Origin of the sequence: Acidovorax sp. JHL-3 (assembly GCF_000526295.1) — a bacterium.
Classification (GTDB): Bacteria; Pseudomonadota; Gammaproteobacteria; order Burkholderiales; family Burkholderiaceae_C; genus Acidovorax; species Acidovorax defluvii.
Map to the genome: position 1 here is coordinate 649,136 of NZ_JAFU01000004.1, position 16,137 is coordinate 665,272.

A 16,137-nucleotide genomic window follows, 5' to 3' on the forward strand; every position below is an offset into this window, starting at 1 on the left:
GCCACGGGTGCGGTCGAAGCAACGCAGTGATCGCGTGGAGGGCGAATCCGGTTTACGTCTGGCGCAGGCGGTCCACCGTGTCGTGCAGATGCTGCGTCCAGGCGCGGCGGTCCCGGCCCTGCGCCTGCTCGGGCACGCCGTAGTGCACCACGGCCTCGATCGCGGGCGCGCGCAGGGTGCGCCAGATGGAGCCCACCAGGGTTTCGTCGCCGATGTAGCTGGGCGCAAAACTGGTCATGCCCGTGGCCCTGTCGGCAAAGTGCAGGCCCACCGGCTGCACAAAAGCGTCTGCCGTCACCGCCGCCTGCAGCAGGTTGGCGTGAAACGGCAGCATGGCCCGCCCGTCGCCCGTGGTGCCTTCAGGAAACACCGCCAGCACCTCGCCGCGCTCCAGTGCCTCGTGCATCGATCGCACCATGCGCAGCGCATCGCGGCGCGAGTTGCGTTCGATGTAAAGCGTGCCGGCGGCCGTAGCCAGCGTGCCAACAAGGGGCCACGCCTGCACGTCCGATTTGGAGACAAAACGGCAATGCCGCGCCGCGTGCATGACCGGAATATCGAGCCACGAAATGTGGTTGGCGACCAGCATCACCGGCCCATTCACGGGCGGCGTGCCCAGGATGCGCAACGACACGCCCGCACGGGCCAGCAGCTGCATCGACCAGGCCTGCACGCGCGCATGTTGCTGGTCGGGCGACAGCGCCGGAAACCGCACCGCCACAATGGCGAGGCCCTTGAGAATGTGGCCCAGCACGCGCAGCAGGCGCCAGCAGGCGCGCAGATTGTTCATGCTGCACCGCCTCCCGCACAACGCCAGCGGGCGTGCCGCACACAACAGCGGTGCACGGGTCAGTCGCGCTCGAACGCCACTTGCCCGCCGACCAGCGTGGCACGCACCTGGCCCGGCAGCTCGTAGCCCGAAAACGGCGTGTGCTTGCCCTGGCTGCGCAGCGCATCGTCCTGCACCGTCCAGGCGGCCTGCGGGTCGAGGATGCACAGGTCGCCCACGCCGCCTTCCACCAGCTGGCCCACGCTGGCCTGCAGCGTGCCCAGGGCGTTGCCCAGCACGCGCGCGGGCTCAGACGTGACGGTGGCCAGAGCGCGCTGCAGTGGGACGCCGCTGTCCTGCGACCACTTGAGCGCGAGTGACAGCAGCAGCTCCAGCCCGGTGGCGCCGGGTTCGGCTTCGGCAAACGGCAGGGTCTTGGCGTCTTCGTCGACCGGGTTGTGGTCGGACACCAGCGCGTCGATGGTGCCGTCGGCCAGCGCGGCGTTGAGCGCATCGCGGTCGCGCTGCTGGCGCAGCGGGGGCGACAGGCGGGCGCGGCTGTCAAAAAAGCCGATGTCCACGTCGGTGAGGTGCAGCGAGTTGATGCTTACATCGGCCGTCACCTTGAGGCCTTCGGCCTTGGCGCGGCGCAGCAGCTCGACCCCGGCAGCGCTGCTCAGGCGGCACAGGTGCACGCGGGCGCCGGTGGTCTTGAGCAGCTCGAAAATGGTGTGCAGCGCAATGGTTTCGGCGGCCACGGGCACGCCCGAAAGACCCAGGCGCGTGGCCAGCGGGCCGCTGGCCGCCACGCCACGCCCCAAGTGCATCTCTTGCGGGCGCAGCCACACGGTGTAGCCAAAAGTGGCGGCATATTGCAGCGCGCGTTGCAGCACCTGCGTGCTGGCCAGCGGCACCTCGGCCTGGCCAAAACCCACGCAACCCGATTCGGTGAGCTCGGCCATCTCGGTGAGCACCTCGCCCGCAAGGCCGCGCGTGAGCGCGCCCAGCGGAAACAGGCGTGACTGGTGCAGCTTTTCGGCGCGAAACTTGAGCATCTCCACCAGGCCGGGCTCGTCGAGCACGGGGTCGGTATCGGGCGGGCACACAAGGCTGGTCACGCCACCGGCCACGGCGGCGGCCATTTCGGATTCGAGCATGCCTTCGTGCTCGTGGCCCGGCTCGCGCAGGCGCGCCGCCAGGTCCACCAGGCCGGGCAGCACGATGCAGCCTGCCGCGTCGATCACGCGGTTGGGCGCAAAGTCGGGCGGCACCCGGTTGATACCCACGATGCGGCCCGCAGCCAGGGCGATGTCGCAGGTTTGATCGAACCCGCTGGCGGGGTTGATCACACGGCCGTTCTGAATCAGTATCTTCATGATTTCAAGCCAAATTGGCCGCCAGCGCTTACTGGATAAGCGCAAGCAGCTATGAAATATGGAGCAAACACATCCTTCGCATCTATGCACAACGGCATTTGCGCCACAACAGATGCCATGCGAGTGCCACCGTGGAACCGGCTTTGCCGGGCCAGAGGTGGCGTCCCCCCTTGGGGGGAAGACGCGAAGCGGCTCAGGGGGGTCATGCCTCATTCCCTGCGACGATGGACATGACGGCCATGCGCACCGCGATGCCAAACGTCACCTGCGGAAGGATCACGCTTTGTTTTCCGTCCACCACGGCTGAGTCGATCTCGACCCCACGGTTGATGGGGCCAGGGTGCATCACGATGGCGTCGGGCTTGGCCAGACGCAGTTTTTCGGGGGTGAGGCCGAAACTCTTGAAATACTCCTGGCTCGACGGCAGCAGCGCTCCGCTCATGCGCTCGTTCTGCAGGCGCAGGGTGATGATCACATCGGCGTCCTTGATGCCCTCTTCGAGGGTGTGGCACACACGCACGCCCATCTGCGCCATGTCGGACGGCACCAGCGTGCGCGGGCCCACCACGCGCACCTCAGGGCAGCCCAGCGTGGTCAGGCCATGGATGTCGGAGCGCGCCACGCGCGAATGCAGCACGTCGCCCACGATGGCCACGGTGAGGTTGCTGAAGTCTTTTTTGTAGTGCCGGATGGTGTAGAGGTCCAGCAGCCCCTGCGTGGGGTGGGCATGGCGCCCGTCGCCCGCGTTGATGACGTGGACGTGCGGCGCCACATGCTGGGCGATCAGATAGGGAGCACCCGACTCGCTGTGCCGCACCACAAACAGGTCGGCCGCCATGGCCGAGAGGTTGGCGATGGTGTCGAGCAGCGATTCGCCTTTGCTGGCCGAGCTGCGCGCAATGTCGAGGTTGAGCACGTCGGCCGACAGGCGCTTGGCCGCGATCTCGAACGTGGTGCGCGTGCGCGTGCTGTTCTCGAAGAACAGGTTGAAAACGCTCTTGCCACGCAGCAGGGGCACCTTCTTGACCTCGCGGTCGTTCACGCTGACGAAGTTGGCGGCGGTGTCGAGGATGTGCGTGACGATGTCGCGCGGCAGGCCCTCGATGGAAAGCAGGTGGATCAGCTCGCCGTGGTGGTTGAGTTGGGGGTTGCGCTTGTGCAGCACGGTCACACCTCTTTGACTTGGAATTGGAAGCGGCCCTGCTCGTCGCGCGCCAGCGCAAGCGACTGCGAGGGCGGCAGCGCCACGCGGGCAGCCGCAAAGTCGGCCTGCACGGGCAACTCGCGCCCGCCGCGGTCCACCAGGACGGCCAGGCGCACGCTGGCTGGGCGGCCATAGTCGAACAGCTCGTTGAGCACGGCGCGGATGGTGCGGCCGGTGTAGAGCACGTCGTCGAGCACCAGCACATCGGCGCCGTTCACATCAAACGGCAGCGAGGTCTGCGCCCCGGCCGACAGGCCACGCTGGGCAAAGTCATCGCGGTGCATCACTGACGAGAGCACGCCGGCAGGCCCTTCGAGGCCCAGGTCCTTTTGCAGGCGCTCGGCCAACCAGGCGCCACCCGAGGCAATGCCCGCCAGATGTGTGGTGGGGGTAAGCATGCTGCGCACGCCGCGCAGCAGTTCACGGTACAGCGCCTCGGCATCGAGGGCTAGAGCCCCCACGCTTGCCACTGCGTGTGCTGCGCTGCCCCCCGAGGGCGCTGATTTTCCTTGGGGCGGCCCGGCGGAAAATCCTTCGACTGCCGCTGGATGGGAGGGGTTGCTCATGGAAGATTCCTCAAAAACTGTTCCAGGATGATGCAGGCCGACGCAGCGTCGGCATCCTTGGCACCGCCCGCGATGGCTTCAGTGGTGCTGTAGCGCTCATCCACCTCGAACACTTGCAGGCCGAAGCGCCCGCGCAGCTGGCGGCCGAATTTGAGCGCTTTCTCGGTGTTCTCGTGGCTCGCGCCGTCGGGGTGGTAGGGCACGCCGATCACCAGGGCGTCGGGTTGCCATTCCTTGATGCGCTGCGCTACCTGCACAAAGCGTGCGTCGCCCTCGGCCTTGATGGTGGCTTGCGGCGTGGCGCTGCGCAGCATGCGGTTGCCCGTGGCCACACCCGTGCGCTTGAGGCCAAAATCGAAAGCAAGAAAGGTCTGAAAATGCGCAGGAACGGCGGGCTGAACGGGCAAGCCGGTCATGCGTGCCCCGCTTCCGGCGAGATCATCCAGGCCTGCAGCCCCAAGAGGGCCAGCGCCTTGTCGTAGCGCTGGGGCACGGGAGTGTCAAAGATCACCGACAGGTCGGCACCCACGGTAAGCCAGGCGTTTTCGGCCAGCTCGGACTCCAGCTGACCCTCACCCCAGGACGAATACCCCAGCGTGATCAGCACCCTGCGCGGGCCCGCGCCGGTGGACAGGGCCTCCAGAACATCCTTGGAGGTGGTCATCTCCAAGCCGCCCGGAATCGTCATGGTGGAAGCATAGGCAGACTCGTCGGTCTCTGCGCGGTTCATCAACATGGGCTCGTGCAGCACAAAACCGCGCTCGGTCTGCACCGGGCCGCCCTGAAAGACGGGCTCAGAGCGGAGGTCTTCACGGCGCAAAGACAAATCCACCTTGTCGAAAAGCCCCTTGAGCGTGATGTCGGAGGGCTTGTTGATGATGAGGCCCAAGGCGCCACGCTCACTGTGCTCGCACAGGTAAACCACAGTGCGCGCAAAAGACTCATCTTCCAGACCGGGCATCGCGATCAGGAAATGATGCGTCAGGTTGATGGGCGCAGAATCGGATGTCATTGGCTAATTTTAACGGTGAACATGGCGCCCTCCTCCGAGCCTTCCTACCCCACCGGACTCGTCTGGTTCCGCCGCGATCTGCGCACCACCGATCATGCAGCCCTGTACCGGGCGCTCACCCAATGCCAGCAGGTACATTGCGTCTTTGTTTTTGACCACGAAATTTTGAACCCGCTGGCGCGGACCGATCGGCGCGTGGAGTTCATCCGGGAGTCGCTGCAAGAGCTTGATGGGGTGCTGCGAACGCTGTCTGCCCACCCACGCGGCGGACTGATCGTGCTGCACGCGGTGGCCACCGAGGCGGTGCCCGCACTGGCACACAGCCTGGGTGCCCAGGCTGTTTTTGCCAACCACGACGACGAGCCCCAGGCCCTGGCGCGCGATAGCCTGGTGCGCACCCGGCTGGCCATTGCCGGAAGGGCATTTCACACCTTCAAGGACCACACCATTCTGGAGCGCAGCGAGGTGCTGACGCAGACCGGCAATCCCTACAGCGTGTTCACGCCCTACAAGAACGCCTGGCTCAAGAAGGTGGATGCCTTTCAGCTCAAAGGCTATACGGTGGAGCGCCACGCGCACCGCCTGGCGCCCCGCCCGCTGGATCACTGCCACCCCGTCCCCACGCTGGCGTCGCTGGGGTTCGAGGCCACCACCCTGTCACAGCCCAGGCTGCCCACTGGCGCCAGTGGTGCACAGCAGTTGTTCGACGACTTTCTGGGCCGCATCGAACGGTACGACGACACGCGCAACTTTCCGGCGGTCAAGGGCCCCAGCTATCTGAGCGTGCACCTGCGTTTTGGCACCATCTCGCCACGCCTGCTGGCGCGCACAGCGCACCGGCTGATGCTGGACGGCAACCCGGGTGCCACCACCTGGCTCAGCGAACTGATCTGGCGGGATTTTTACTTTCAGATCCTGCACCACCATCCCCATGTGGTGGACCGCAGCTTCAAGCCGGCGTATGACGCCATTCAGTGGGAATCAGGCCCCGAGGCCGACGCCTTGTTTGCCGCCTGGTGCGAGGGCCGTACGGGCTACCCGCTGGTGGATGCCGCCATGGCGCAGATCAACCAGACGGGCTACATGCACAACCGGCTGCGCATGGTGGTGGCCAGCTTTCTTGTGAAGGATCTGGGCATCGACTGGCGCCGGGGCGAGGCCTACTTTGCCACACACCTCAATGATTTTGATCTGGCCGCCAACAACGGCGGCTGGCAGTGGGCCAGCTCCAGCGGGTGCGACGCCCAGCCCTACTTTCGCATCTTCAACCCGGTCAGCCAGAGCGAAAAGTTTGACCCGGAGGGCAAATTCATCCGTCGTTACCTGCCACAGCTGGCAAAGCTGCCCACTGCAGCCCTGCATGCCCCCTGGCGTGCCCGCCCCCTGGAGCTGCAAGAGGCCGGGGTGGTGCTGGGCGACACCTACCCGCATCCCGTGGTGGACCACGACAGTGCCAGGTTGCGCACGCTGCAGCGCTATGCCGTGGTCAAGGCCGGGTGACCGTGGATCGTGCCTGGGCCGTTGAGACGGCGGGACGTTCACGCTGCGGGTGGTGCGTCCTCGGCAGTCTGGTCGCTCATGCGCATTCCATCCACCCCCAGGGGCGCACCCGAGGCCAGGCGCAGGCGCAACGATACATCGGTGCGGTTGTCGGCATTGGCCACAGCTTCGGCTGACGAGATGACACCGCGCTCATACAGCTCAAACAGCGATTGATCGAAGGTGCACATGCCCTGCTCACCACTGCGCGCAATGGCCGTCTTGATCTCGTCGATTTGGCCTTTCTGAATCAGCTCCGACACGTAGGGGGTGAGCAGCATCACTTCCATCGCTGGCACCACCGATCCGTGCATGTTTTTGACCAGCCGCTGGGCCACCACGGCCTGCAGATTCAGTGACAGATCCATCAACAGCTGGCGATGGGCCTGCTCGGGGAAAAAATTCACAATCCGCTGCACCGCCTGGTTGGCATTGTTGGCGTGCAAAGTGGACACGCACAGATGCCCGGATTCGGCGTAATGCAGCGCATGCTGCATGGAGGCCCGGTCGCGTATCTCGCCAATCATGATCACGTTCGGCGCCTCCCGCATCGCACGCCGCAAGGCCTCGTCATACGACGCGGTATCGAGCCCCACCTCGCGCTGTGTCACCAACGATTTCTTGTGGGTGTGCAGGTACTCGATGGGGTCTTCCACGGTGAGAATATGCCCCGCCGTGTTCTCGTTGCGATAGTCCAGCATCGCGGCCAGTGTGGTGGTCTTGCCCGACCCGGCAGAACCGACGGTAAGCACCAGCCCACCTTTCAGGAAGGCGAGCTGTTTGAGCACCGGCGGCAAGCCCAGTTCGTCAAGGCTAGGAATCTTGGCCGTGACATGGCGGACGACCACCCCCACATTGCCGCGCTGCAGGTGCACATTGACACGGTAGCGCGACAGATCCTGCGACTGGAACGAAAAATCGCATTCCTTCGAGGCTTCAAACTCATCGATCTGCGTCTTGCGCATGATCGAATACACCATCGTCCGGACGTCCTCGGCAGTCACCGACCCCTTGGTGATTGGCAGGAAGGCCCCCTGGCGCTTGAGCGTGGGCGGTGCACCCGCCAGAAGAAAAAGGTCCGAAGCGCCTTCGCGCACCATCAGCGCAAGGCAAGACAGCAGGCGGCCATCTGCCGCAGGTGTTTGCGAATCCATGAGGCCTCCTGATCATGCAGGCATCTTACCGGCAGTGCCGGCAAGAATGCCCGGGCTGACCGGCCCTTGCGGGCCAGCCCACCGGAATCATGCCTCTGCGGTTGCCTCCAGCCGGGCGTAATGCTGGATGAGACTGAGCAACTCTTCATCCGAGTAAGGTTTGCCCAGGTAATGGTTCACACCGAGCTCCATCGCATGCTCGCGGTGCTTTTCTGCAATGCGAGAGGTAATCATGATGATGGGCAGGCCCCGCAGCGCACCGTCTGCGCGAATGTTGCGCGCCAAGTCAAAGCCGTCCATGCGCGGCATTTCAATATCGGACAGCACGACCGTTGGGCGCTCTTCCTGCAAGCGCTCGAGTGCCTGCAGCCCATCGGCAGCGAGGGCCACCCGGTAACCCTCACGCTGCAGCAACCGCTGCGTGACACGGCGTACCGTAATCGAATCATCCACCACCAGAACCAAAGGCACCTGCGTGGGCCCTGCAAGCATCGACGTCGCAGGCTTGCCGGTGCCAGCACCTTCGGTTTCCAGCGTGACAGGCAAGCCGGCGCTGGCCGCACGTACCTGATCGCCATACACCGTGGACAAGGCCACCGGGTTGTAAATCAACACCACGGCCCCAGAGGCAAGCACCGACATCCCGGCCAAGCCCGGCAGGCGTGACAGCTGAGGCCCCAGGTTCTTCACCACGACTTCTTGATTGCCCAGCACTTCATCCACGTGCATGGCGATGCGTTGCGACGCACTGCGGAAAATCACCACGGGCCGGGTCTTGCCTGCGGCTTCATTGCTGCGCGTCGAAGCTTGCAGCAAAGCGCCCACCCAGAAAAAAGGCAATTGCTCGAAGCCGTCATCAAAGAAGCCCGTGCGATACGCTTCTTCGAGATCGGCTGCCGAGGTGCGACGCACAATTTCGACCACGTTGGCAGGCACGCCAATCGACATGTCTCCAGCGCGCAGCATCACCACCTGCGTCACGGCAGTGGTCAACGGCAGCACCATGCGGAAGGCGGCACCCTTGCCCGATTCGGTGGAGGTTTCAATTCGACCGCCCAATGCATTGACCTCGGAACGCACCACGTCCATGCCAATGCCGCGACCGGCAAGCCCCGTCAGCTCGGAGGCTGTGGAAAAGCCCGGCGTGAAGATCAGGTTGGCGGCATCGGCATCGCTGATTTCTTCGCCCGCCTGCACAATGCCCTGCGCCAGAGCCTTTTCCCGGATACGCTGAAGGTCCAGACCGGCACCGTCATCCCGGAATTCCACCGACACGTCGTTGCCTTCATGGCGCAGATCCACGGTGATGGTGCCAGACGCTGGCTTTCCTGCGGCGACCCGTGCGTCGGGCGCCTCGATGCCGTGCGCCACGCAGTTGCGCAGCAAATGCTCGAAAGCGGGCGTCATGCGATCGAGCACGCCACGGTCCATTTCAATGGAGCCGCCGGTAATGTCCAGCTTGATCTGCTTGCCGGTTTCCTTGGAAGCCTGGCGCACCACCGCATACAAACGCTCGGAAATGCCTTCAAATTCCACCATGCGGGTGCGCAGCAGATCACGCTGCAGCTCACGCGCCTGGCGGCCCTGCGCAATCAGATCGTCTTCGGCCCCTTCCATGGCGCGCTGCAGGTTGCGCTGCACGGTAGCCACGTCGTTGACAGACTCGGCCATCATGCGCGTCAGCTCCTGCACCCGCGTGAAACGGTCAAACTCAAGCGGATCGAACCCGGCAGCAGAGTCTTTGGAAAGCGCCAAACGTGACTGCATCTGCGACTCGGACTGCATTTCGATGTCGCGCAGCTGCTGGCGCAACCGATCCAGGTTGCCGGACAGGTCGGACAGAGAATTGCGGAACTGCCCCAGACGAACGTCGAGGCGCGAACGGCTGATCATGACCTCGCCCGCCTGGTTCACCAGACGGTCCAGCAACTGCGCACGCACGCGCACCGACTGGTTCGCGGCCACACGCACAGGCGCCAGCTGCGAAGCCCCGGGAAGCCGAACCGTTGGTGCGGATGCAGGCACCGCCGGCGCAGTTGCTGCGCCCGACACTTTGGTAGTGTCGGCCAGATCGCCTGGTGCCGCAGGGACTGCAGCCACGGCATCGGCAGGTTCTTGCCCGCCAACAACGCGGAGGAACTCAAGATTCGCCTGCAGACCATCGAAACTCGCAAGCAACGGCTCGATCTGGTCCGCGGTGACGGTTTCCATGTCGAGCTGCTCGATGGCAGACTCCAGCCGGTGGGACATTTCCCCGAGGCGCATGGCGCCTGCAAGGCGCGAACTGCCCTTGAGTGTGTGGAGGGCACGCAGCACTTCGTTGCGTGCACCGAGGTTGTCCGGGCGGGATGCCCATTGCCGCAACGCACCGCCCAGCTGGGGCAGCAACTCAGCGGCTTCTTCTTCAAAGATGGGGAACAGATCAGGGTCGATGACATCGATGGCGTCAATGTCATCATCGACATCTGAACCTGCGGATACTGCGTGTGCTATCGCATCGTCGATGTTCTGGTCACGGTCACTCCCAACAATCGACAGGGCCGGCGCGACATAGCCTGCAGCCACCACTTCGGCCGCTTGCACTGTGGGTGCCTCGGCTGGTACGGGCTCAGGCTCAATTTCAGCGGTCTGATCAGCTTCAGGGGTCCCGGCGAAATCGCCGAACTCATCGAAGTCGTCCTCAGGAGGCGACAGGGTGTTGACCACCTCGGTCTCCAGGATTTCACGCAGTTGCTGCAGCACTTCCGCGCTCGGCTCCTTCAGGAACCCGGCAGCAAACTGGTGCAAGAGACGACGAATGTCATCTGCCGACGCCATGAATACTTCGGCCTGCTCTGCCGTGCCGCCCGACTGCAGTTGAACATGCTGCAGAGCATGCTCAAGCACCCGCGCCAGCTCTGACAGTGCGGTGAATCCCACGGTGGCCGAACTGCCTGCCAGCGAATGCGCCAGGGCAACAGCGATGTCCGGCAAAGGCTCGTGCAATTCCAGCGCCCACTCCTGCAAACACGTCACCAAGCGCCGCGACCATTCGTCGGCCTCGTTGAGGTACACGTTGTAGAGTGGAATACCGATCCGCAAGCTTTCAATGACCTTGACCGCTTCATCAGACGGAGCTTCTTCTTCGGGCACAAAAGCTTCAGCCGCGACCGGTTCCAGGATCTCTGGCGAATTTGCCGCCGCCACATCGGAGAAGTCTGGTGCCTGGGCAATCTCAGGCAAAAATTCAGGCTCACCAGCCGCCATCAATGGAAGATCATCCGGTTGATCCTGCATTGCACCAATCGCCGCTGCTTCGGTGCGGTCGACATCCATGGCAACGGAAGACGCAGGCTCCAGATCTGGCAACTCCAGGTCCAGAGGCAACAACTGGCTTACCGTTGCCGGTGTTGCTTGCGCCTCGTTCAGAGCCTCGGAGAACACGGAGAAATCGATATCCTCGGTCACCGTCGCTGCCGACGCGACCGCGTCTGGCGCTACCGCGGCGAATTCCGGCGTCATCTCGGTTTCAGCAAAATCCGCCATCAATGCCGCAAACTCATCGACTGCGCCCGCATCCCCGGCTTTTTCAGAAGACAACGCATCCAGCGATGGCTCGACGGCCTGCAAGCCAGTGTCGGGCGCATCTGCTGCGCGTGGCGCGGCCTCCAGCGGCATCTCCGGCTCCACCACATCGGGTGCAACGGATGCCACTGCAGCCCCAGGCACCACGAGCGGCAGCAAGCTGCCGTCAAGGCGCATAGCATCAGCAGATTTGCAGAATGCCTCCGGCGACCAGGCCGATGCAGCCCCTGCAGCAATGTCATCAGCCCAACGGTCAAATGCCTGCAAACAATCGGAAGACAACTGCAGCAAAGTGGGCTGCATGGGTTTTTGCTCAGCCAGCCAAGCGTTCAGCACCTGCTCCATCGACCAGGCTGCCTCACCAAAATCATTGAGCCCCACCATGCGTGAGCTGCCCTTGAGCGTATGGAACGCACGACGCAAAGTGGTTTGCTCGCTCAGATTGGCGGGCTCTTCAACCAGCACGTTGATGGCAGCCAGACCAGTGGCCACGACTTCGCGGGCTTCTTCCAGAAACACATCCAGCAACTCATCGTCCACCTCCGGCTGCGAAGCGGGAACGGCAGAGGGCACCACGACAGGTGGCAGGTCAGACGCTACCGGCAACGGCTCCTGCGGTGTTTGCAGGTCAAAGAAAATATCGGATGCCAACTCGTCCGATGCAGCAGCAGGGCTGGCGTCCGCCGGCGTTGCCGTAACGGCCGGTGCCGACGCGGGCACCTCCTGCGCAGGGAAGCGCGGCACAACACCGGGCAGCGGCGGAGCGACGCGCTCCTCCAATTTCTCCGGTGCTTCTGCCACATCATCTGTGGCACGCGCGCGGGCTTTGCCCACCAGAATGCGCAGCTCACCCAGTTCTTCATCGTAGACAAAGAGCTTGCGCGCCATCGTGCGCTGGTAGCTCAACATGTCGATCAGGAACCCGAGCGCACCCAGACTGTTACCCAGTTTCTCGAATGAGGGCTGGCGCTCTTCTTCTGGAATTTCATTGATGAGCAGCCGCTCGACGGTGTCGCGCATGCGCACCACCGCCAGCGACGCCTGATCCAGGCCCAGTACGGACAGCACGCCACGCATCTGTGCCAAGTGGCCCGGCACTGCCGCGAGCACCGCCGTGTCTTGCGGATTGCGGAAAAACTGGTCTAGTGATTTCTCTGCCTCGCCCAGGGTGGAGCGCAACTCGTCCACCACACTGCCTATGGTCTGGTTGTCGCTGACACGCCGGTACAGCTCTTCCATCCACAGCTCAAGGGGTTCTGGCTCTGCGCCTGCCCCCACGGCATCCAGTCGCTCCGCGAGACGTTCTGCACGCACCTCCATCTGGTCGTCGGCAGCATCCAGTTCCTCAAAAGCCGCCTGAAGGTAAAGCACCGAGGTCGCCACCTCCATCGCCAGCGCTGCGGACGGAGGCTCTCCTGATCGCGTCGTTGCCTCAACAGCACGGGTCAGGCCCGCAGCGAGACTCTCGCTTCCCGGATGCAGTTTGCGCAATGAGTCGCAAACCAGGCTGAACTGATCAGCCGCAGGCTTAAGCTTGTTGCGATCACCACCGGCGAGCGCCGACCAGGTTTCCGTGGCGGACGCAATGCGCTTGCGGGCCTGCGCCAGCAAGGCAGGATCAAACCGTCCGAAACGCGCGGTTTCATAGTCGACCGGTTTGAACCGCTCCAGGCCAAACGACTTTCGCACTGCTTGCAGCGCCGGAGCCTTGTCCTCTTCACCGTCCGCTGGCCTAGCCTGTGAACAGAAGAAAAGCAGATCCTGAACCAGGCGATCCGCAATCGCGGTGTCGCCTTTGGCCAGCGTGGCGTATTGCATCAGCACGCGGGACGCTACCCGCTTCACATAGACATCAGGGGCCAGCATGCCCTTGCCAAGGGCTTCGAAAAAGCCGGCACAAATCTTCCAGAAGGCACGCGCATGTCGGTCTGACTGGGCCGCAACAAAGCCCAGACAGGTTTCACGCATGCTGGTCGCAGCGCTCAGATCGCCCGATTTGACGATTTTTAGAACAGCGGAATCAAGGCGCGCCCGGGCTTCGGGGCCATAGGGCAGCGGAGCAACGGCTACAGAGTCTTCCGGCTCACGAAAGCGACGCTCAGCAGGCCACAGGTCTGCGGGGTGAGCACGCTCGCCACCCGCCAGTGCCTGGGCATCCCGGTACTGAGGGAACAGGGCTACTGCAGACGCGGATTTGCCACCCAGTACGTTTTCAAGGTATTCAATGAGCGCGAAACTGGCACGCTCGATGACTGCCGCCGCATCATCCGTGCATTGCTCAGGACGTTGCACAAATTTTTGAACAGCCGATTCCATGGCACGCAGGACCAGCGCTGGCGAACCCATGCCCACCATTTCAAGCGCCCCGCTCGCCTGGTGCAGCTGCTGCCGCGCAATGCGCAAAGCACCCGCATCCAGGGACGCTAAATCCGACTCACGCGCCAGTTCGGCGTCGCGCACAAAGCGGCGCATCGCCTTGACTGCGCCATCGAGAGATTTGCGCAGCTCGTCAAGCACCCACGCCAAAGGACCCAGGTCTTGATCGCCCGGGATTCCATCTGTGGCCGGTGCATTGTTGACATCAATAGATGACATGAATTCGTCCCAGGCTGAAATGAGCCGCTGGTTGATGACTGCTTGATGGCGGCGTTAGGCGATCTTGAAACGTGCCACCGATTGGCGCAGTTCTTCAGCCATGTGCGAAAGCTCACGCACCTGCTGTGCTGTCGTGCGTGTACCTTCACCCGTCTGCTCGGTCACCGCAAAAATGTGCTGGATGTTGTCGGCCACCTCGTTGGCCAGAACGGCTTCACGGGACGTCGAAGACGAAATCTGCTCAATCAGCTCGGCCAGGCGGCGCGACACGCGGTCGATCTCGGTCAGCGCAGTACCTGCACTGTCAGACAGTCGGGCTCCTTCAACCACACCCTGCGTGGAACGCTCCATAGCGGCCACAGCATCCTGGGTGTCAGTCTGAATGGCTTTCACCAGGGCCGAAATCTGCCGTGTGGCATCGGCAGATCGCTCAGCCAGCCGCTGCACTTCTTCCGCCACCACCGAGAAACCTCGACCTGCATCGCCCGCAGAAGCGGCCTGAATGGCTGCATTCAGGGCCAGCACGTTCGTCTGTTCGGTAATGTCGGAAATCAGCTCGGTGATTTCACCGATCTCCTGCGACGATTCACCGAGGCGCTTGATCCGCTTGGATGTGTCCTGAATCTGGTCGCGAATCGAATTCATACCACCGATGGCGTTCTGCACGGCCTGCAGGCCCGAGTCAGCAGCCTGCAGCGATTGGCGAGCCACCGTGGCAGACTCTTGCGCCTGTGTGGACACTTCATTGATTCGGGTCGCCATGTCCAGAACGGACCGGCCGGTTTCACGAATTTCACGCAACTGTTCAGTGGAAGCGGCAAGGAGTTCCGTCGACGTGCTGTCCACCTGGGCGGTCGTCTGCGCCACGCGGGTCGCCGTGTTCTGAACGCTTCCCACCAGCTGGCGCAATTCTTCCACCGTGTAGTTCACCGAGTCGGCAATGGCGCCGGTGATGTCTTCCGTCACAGTGGCTTCCTGTGTCAGATCCCCTTCAGCCACCGATTGCAATTCGTTCATCAGACGCAAAATGGCTGCCTGATTGGCGTCATTGACGCGCTTGGCTTCCTGCTCCTGGCGCTTTGCATCCTTTTGCTGCCCTTCAGCCGCTGCCTGACGACCCCGGCTGTCCAGCAGTTGCACGCGGGAAATTCCGATACCGCAAAGCAGAACGAACAGGCCAGCCAGTGCCAAGGCAGCAAATTGGCCTGCGCCCAGACCCGTTTGCGAAGAAAGCTTGTCCTGCAGGCCTTCCAGCTGGCGACGCAGTGGCTCGCTGTCGCTAATGATCGAGGACTGGGCTTCACGGGCAGAAACCAGCCCCTGCAAGTTGCCCAGAATGGCGCTGGCTTGCGTGCGGGTCTCTTCGTAGAGCTTGATCAGCGCTTCGAGCTGTTCGCGTGTCTGCGCATCCTTGGTGGCCGTCAGGCGCAGCTCAGGGCTGCCATCAAGCAGGCCCTGGGCAATTTCCTTGAACGAGTTCAAGTCCTTACCCAGCAAAAACACGGCCTCGGGGCTCACGCCTTCCATGGTCTGGAATTCGTTGGCCGACTTACCGATACGTTGGGTCAACATCACCAGCTGACCGGCAGCCGAAATTTCGGCGGCTGGCGCGTTCTGCTGCAGCTTGAGCGAAGACACGGTTTCAGCGATCTCCAGCAGATCAGACGACTGGCGGTTGATGGTGCGCAGCGCGTCACCTACCTGCATCAGGATTTTCTGCTGGCCCATGACCACGCCGGCGTTGCGTTCCGCGCTCTCCATGAGCGGGGTCGTACCCTCCAGGTCGGACTTGAACTGCTCACCGAGGGACTCGACGCCCAGTTCGCTGTCGCCGCTGTTGAGCGCACGCACATTGCGGGCCAGCACCCCTGAGCTCTCCACCACATCGGGAAAGGCCTGCGGGCTACCCACCAGCGCCTGTGAGACAGACTTGGCAAGCCGCTGCGACTGCATCAGCGACTGACCGGTAGCAGCCAGCTGCTGGGCGGAACGATCCGCCTGCCGAAGCACCCAGCCAGCAATCAGCGCCAGCAGCACCACGCCAATGGCCAGCAATGCGAGCAAATTCCGCTGGTGGCCAGCCGCCGTGTTGCTGCCCAGCAATGGCAAAGAAATAAGATCTTCGTCCGCGTCCGTGGTGGACAACTCGGACGACACGCCATCGGGATCACCCTGAACACTGTTCATGGCGTCTGTCTGATACGACTCACGCATTGTATTTCCCTCGATGGATCCCGTTGTCAGGACATTCTGACCACCGCCGATCACGTCGGCACCCAGCCCCGTGTCTGATTCCTCGGGCTTGCGATTGAACAGTTTTCCAAATTGATTCACAACGGACATGGTGCAGCCTTACAG

10 protein-coding genes are annotated in these 16,137 nt (G+C 63.1%); 1 reads left to right on the forward strand and 9 read right to left on the reverse strand.

Going from position 1 to position 16,137, the window contains the following annotated elements:
* Positions 1–52 precede the first annotated feature (52 nt).
* The 6 genes from K226_RS0118375 to K226_RS0118400 form a co-directional block, all read right to left on the reverse strand.
* The gene (locus tag K226_RS0118375; protein ID WP_024816188.1) at positions 53–790 is read right to left on the reverse strand and encodes a 1-acyl-sn-glycerol-3-phosphate acyltransferase; all 738 of its coding nucleotides are present in this window, start codon (positions 788–790) and stop codon (positions 53–55) included.
* Positions 791–849: 59 nt separating this feature from the next.
* Positions 850–2,145, reverse strand: a complete 1,296-nt coding sequence (locus tag K226_RS0118380) for a dihydroorotase (protein WP_024816189.1) — start codon at positions 2,143–2,145, stop codon at positions 850–852.
* A 202-nt stretch (positions 2,146–2,347) separates the two neighbouring features.
* Positions 2,348–3,310 carry an aspartate carbamoyltransferase catalytic subunit gene (locus K226_RS0118385; protein WP_024816190.1) on the reverse strand — a complete coding sequence of 321 codons (963 nt, stop codon included), beginning with the start codon at positions 3,308–3,310 and terminating at the stop codon, positions 2,348–2,350.
* Positions 3,311–3,312: 2 nt separating this feature from the next.
* Complete coding sequence (gene pyrR, locus K226_RS0118390) at positions 3,313–3,915, reverse strand: bifunctional pyr operon transcriptional regulator/uracil phosphoribosyltransferase PyrR (protein ID WP_024816191.1); 603 nt, start codon at positions 3,913–3,915, stop codon at positions 3,313–3,315.
* Entirely contained in the window at positions 3,912–4,331 is a 420-nt protein-coding gene (gene ruvX, locus K226_RS0118395; protein WP_024816192.1) for a Holliday junction resolvase RuvX, read from the reverse strand. Before ruvX ends, pyrR begins: the two co-directional genes overlap by 4 nt.
* Positions 4,328–4,927: a YqgE/AlgH family protein gene (locus tag K226_RS0118400; RefSeq protein ID WP_024816193.1), complete on the reverse strand. Its 600-nt coding sequence runs from the start codon at positions 4,925–4,927 to the stop codon at positions 4,328–4,330. The genes ruvX and K226_RS0118400 overlap by 4 nt, the downstream gene beginning before the upstream one ends.
* 21 nt (positions 4,928–4,948) lie before the next feature.
* Here K226_RS0118400 and K226_RS0118405 point away from each other — a divergent pair, with 21 nt between their 5' ends.
* Entirely contained in the window at positions 4,949–6,427 is a 1,479-nt protein-coding gene (locus K226_RS0118405) for a deoxyribodipyrimidine photo-lyase (protein WP_035242188.1), read from the forward strand.
* A gap of 38 nt (positions 6,428–6,465) precedes the next feature.
* On the opposite strand, the gene K226_RS0118410 is transcribed toward K226_RS0118405, so the two are convergent.
* The 3 genes from K226_RS0118410 to K226_RS0118420 all read right to left on the reverse strand — a co-directional run bounded on the left by K226_RS0118410 (position 6,466) and on the right by K226_RS0118420 (position 16,122).
* Positions 6,466–7,620, reverse strand: a complete 1,155-nt coding sequence (locus K226_RS0118410; protein ID WP_024816195.1) for a PilT/PilU family type 4a pilus ATPase — start codon at positions 7,618–7,620, stop codon at positions 6,466–6,468.
* Positions 7,621–7,707: 87 nt separating this feature from the next.
* Positions 7,708–13,779, reverse strand: a complete 6,072-nt coding sequence (locus K226_RS0118415) for an Hpt domain-containing protein (RefSeq protein WP_024816196.1) — start codon at positions 13,777–13,779, stop codon at positions 7,708–7,710.
* A 54-nt stretch (positions 13,780–13,833) separates the two neighbouring features.
* On the reverse strand, positions 13,834–16,122 hold the full coding sequence (locus tag K226_RS0118420; RefSeq protein ID WP_024816197.1) for a methyl-accepting chemotaxis protein: 2,289 nt from the start codon (positions 16,120–16,122) through the stop codon (positions 13,834–13,836).
* Positions 16,123–16,137: the final 15 nt, after the last annotated feature.

Excerpts from the sequence above, each read along its gene's own strand:
- K226_RS0118380 (WP_024816189.1), bottom strand. The coding sequence starts at position 2,145 with ATGAAGATACTGATTCAGAACGGCCGTGTGATCAACCCCGCCAGCGGG.
- K226_RS0118410 (WP_024816195.1), bottom strand. The coding sequence starts at position 7,620 with ATGGATTCGCAAACACCTGCGGCAGATGGCCGCCTGCTGTCTTGCCTT.
- K226_RS0118400 (WP_024816193.1), bottom strand. The coding sequence starts at position 4,927 with ATGACATCCGATTCTGCGCCCATCAACCTGACGCATCATTTCCTGATC.
- K226_RS0118420 (WP_024816197.1), bottom strand. The coding sequence starts at position 16,122 with ATGTCCGTTGTGAATCAATTTGGAAAACTGTTCAATCGCAAGCCCGAG.
- K226_RS0118375 (WP_024816188.1), bottom strand. The coding sequence starts at position 790 with ATGAACAATCTGCGCGCCTGCTGGCGCCTGCTGCGCGTGCTGGGCCAC.
- K226_RS0118405 (WP_035242188.1), top strand. The coding sequence starts at position 4,949 with ATGGCGCCCTCCTCCGAGCCTTCCTACCCCACCGGACTCGTCTGGTTC.
- pyrR (WP_024816191.1), bottom strand. The coding sequence starts at position 3,915 with ATGAGCAACCCCTCCCATCCAGCGGCAGTCGAAGGATTTTCCGCCGGG.
- K226_RS0118415 (WP_024816196.1), bottom strand. The coding sequence starts at position 13,779 with ATGTCATCTATTGATGTCAACAATGCACCGGCCACAGATGGAATCCCG.
- ruvX (WP_024816192.1), bottom strand. The coding sequence starts at position 4,331 with ATGACCGGCTTGCCCGTTCAGCCCGCCGTTCCTGCGCATTTTCAGACC.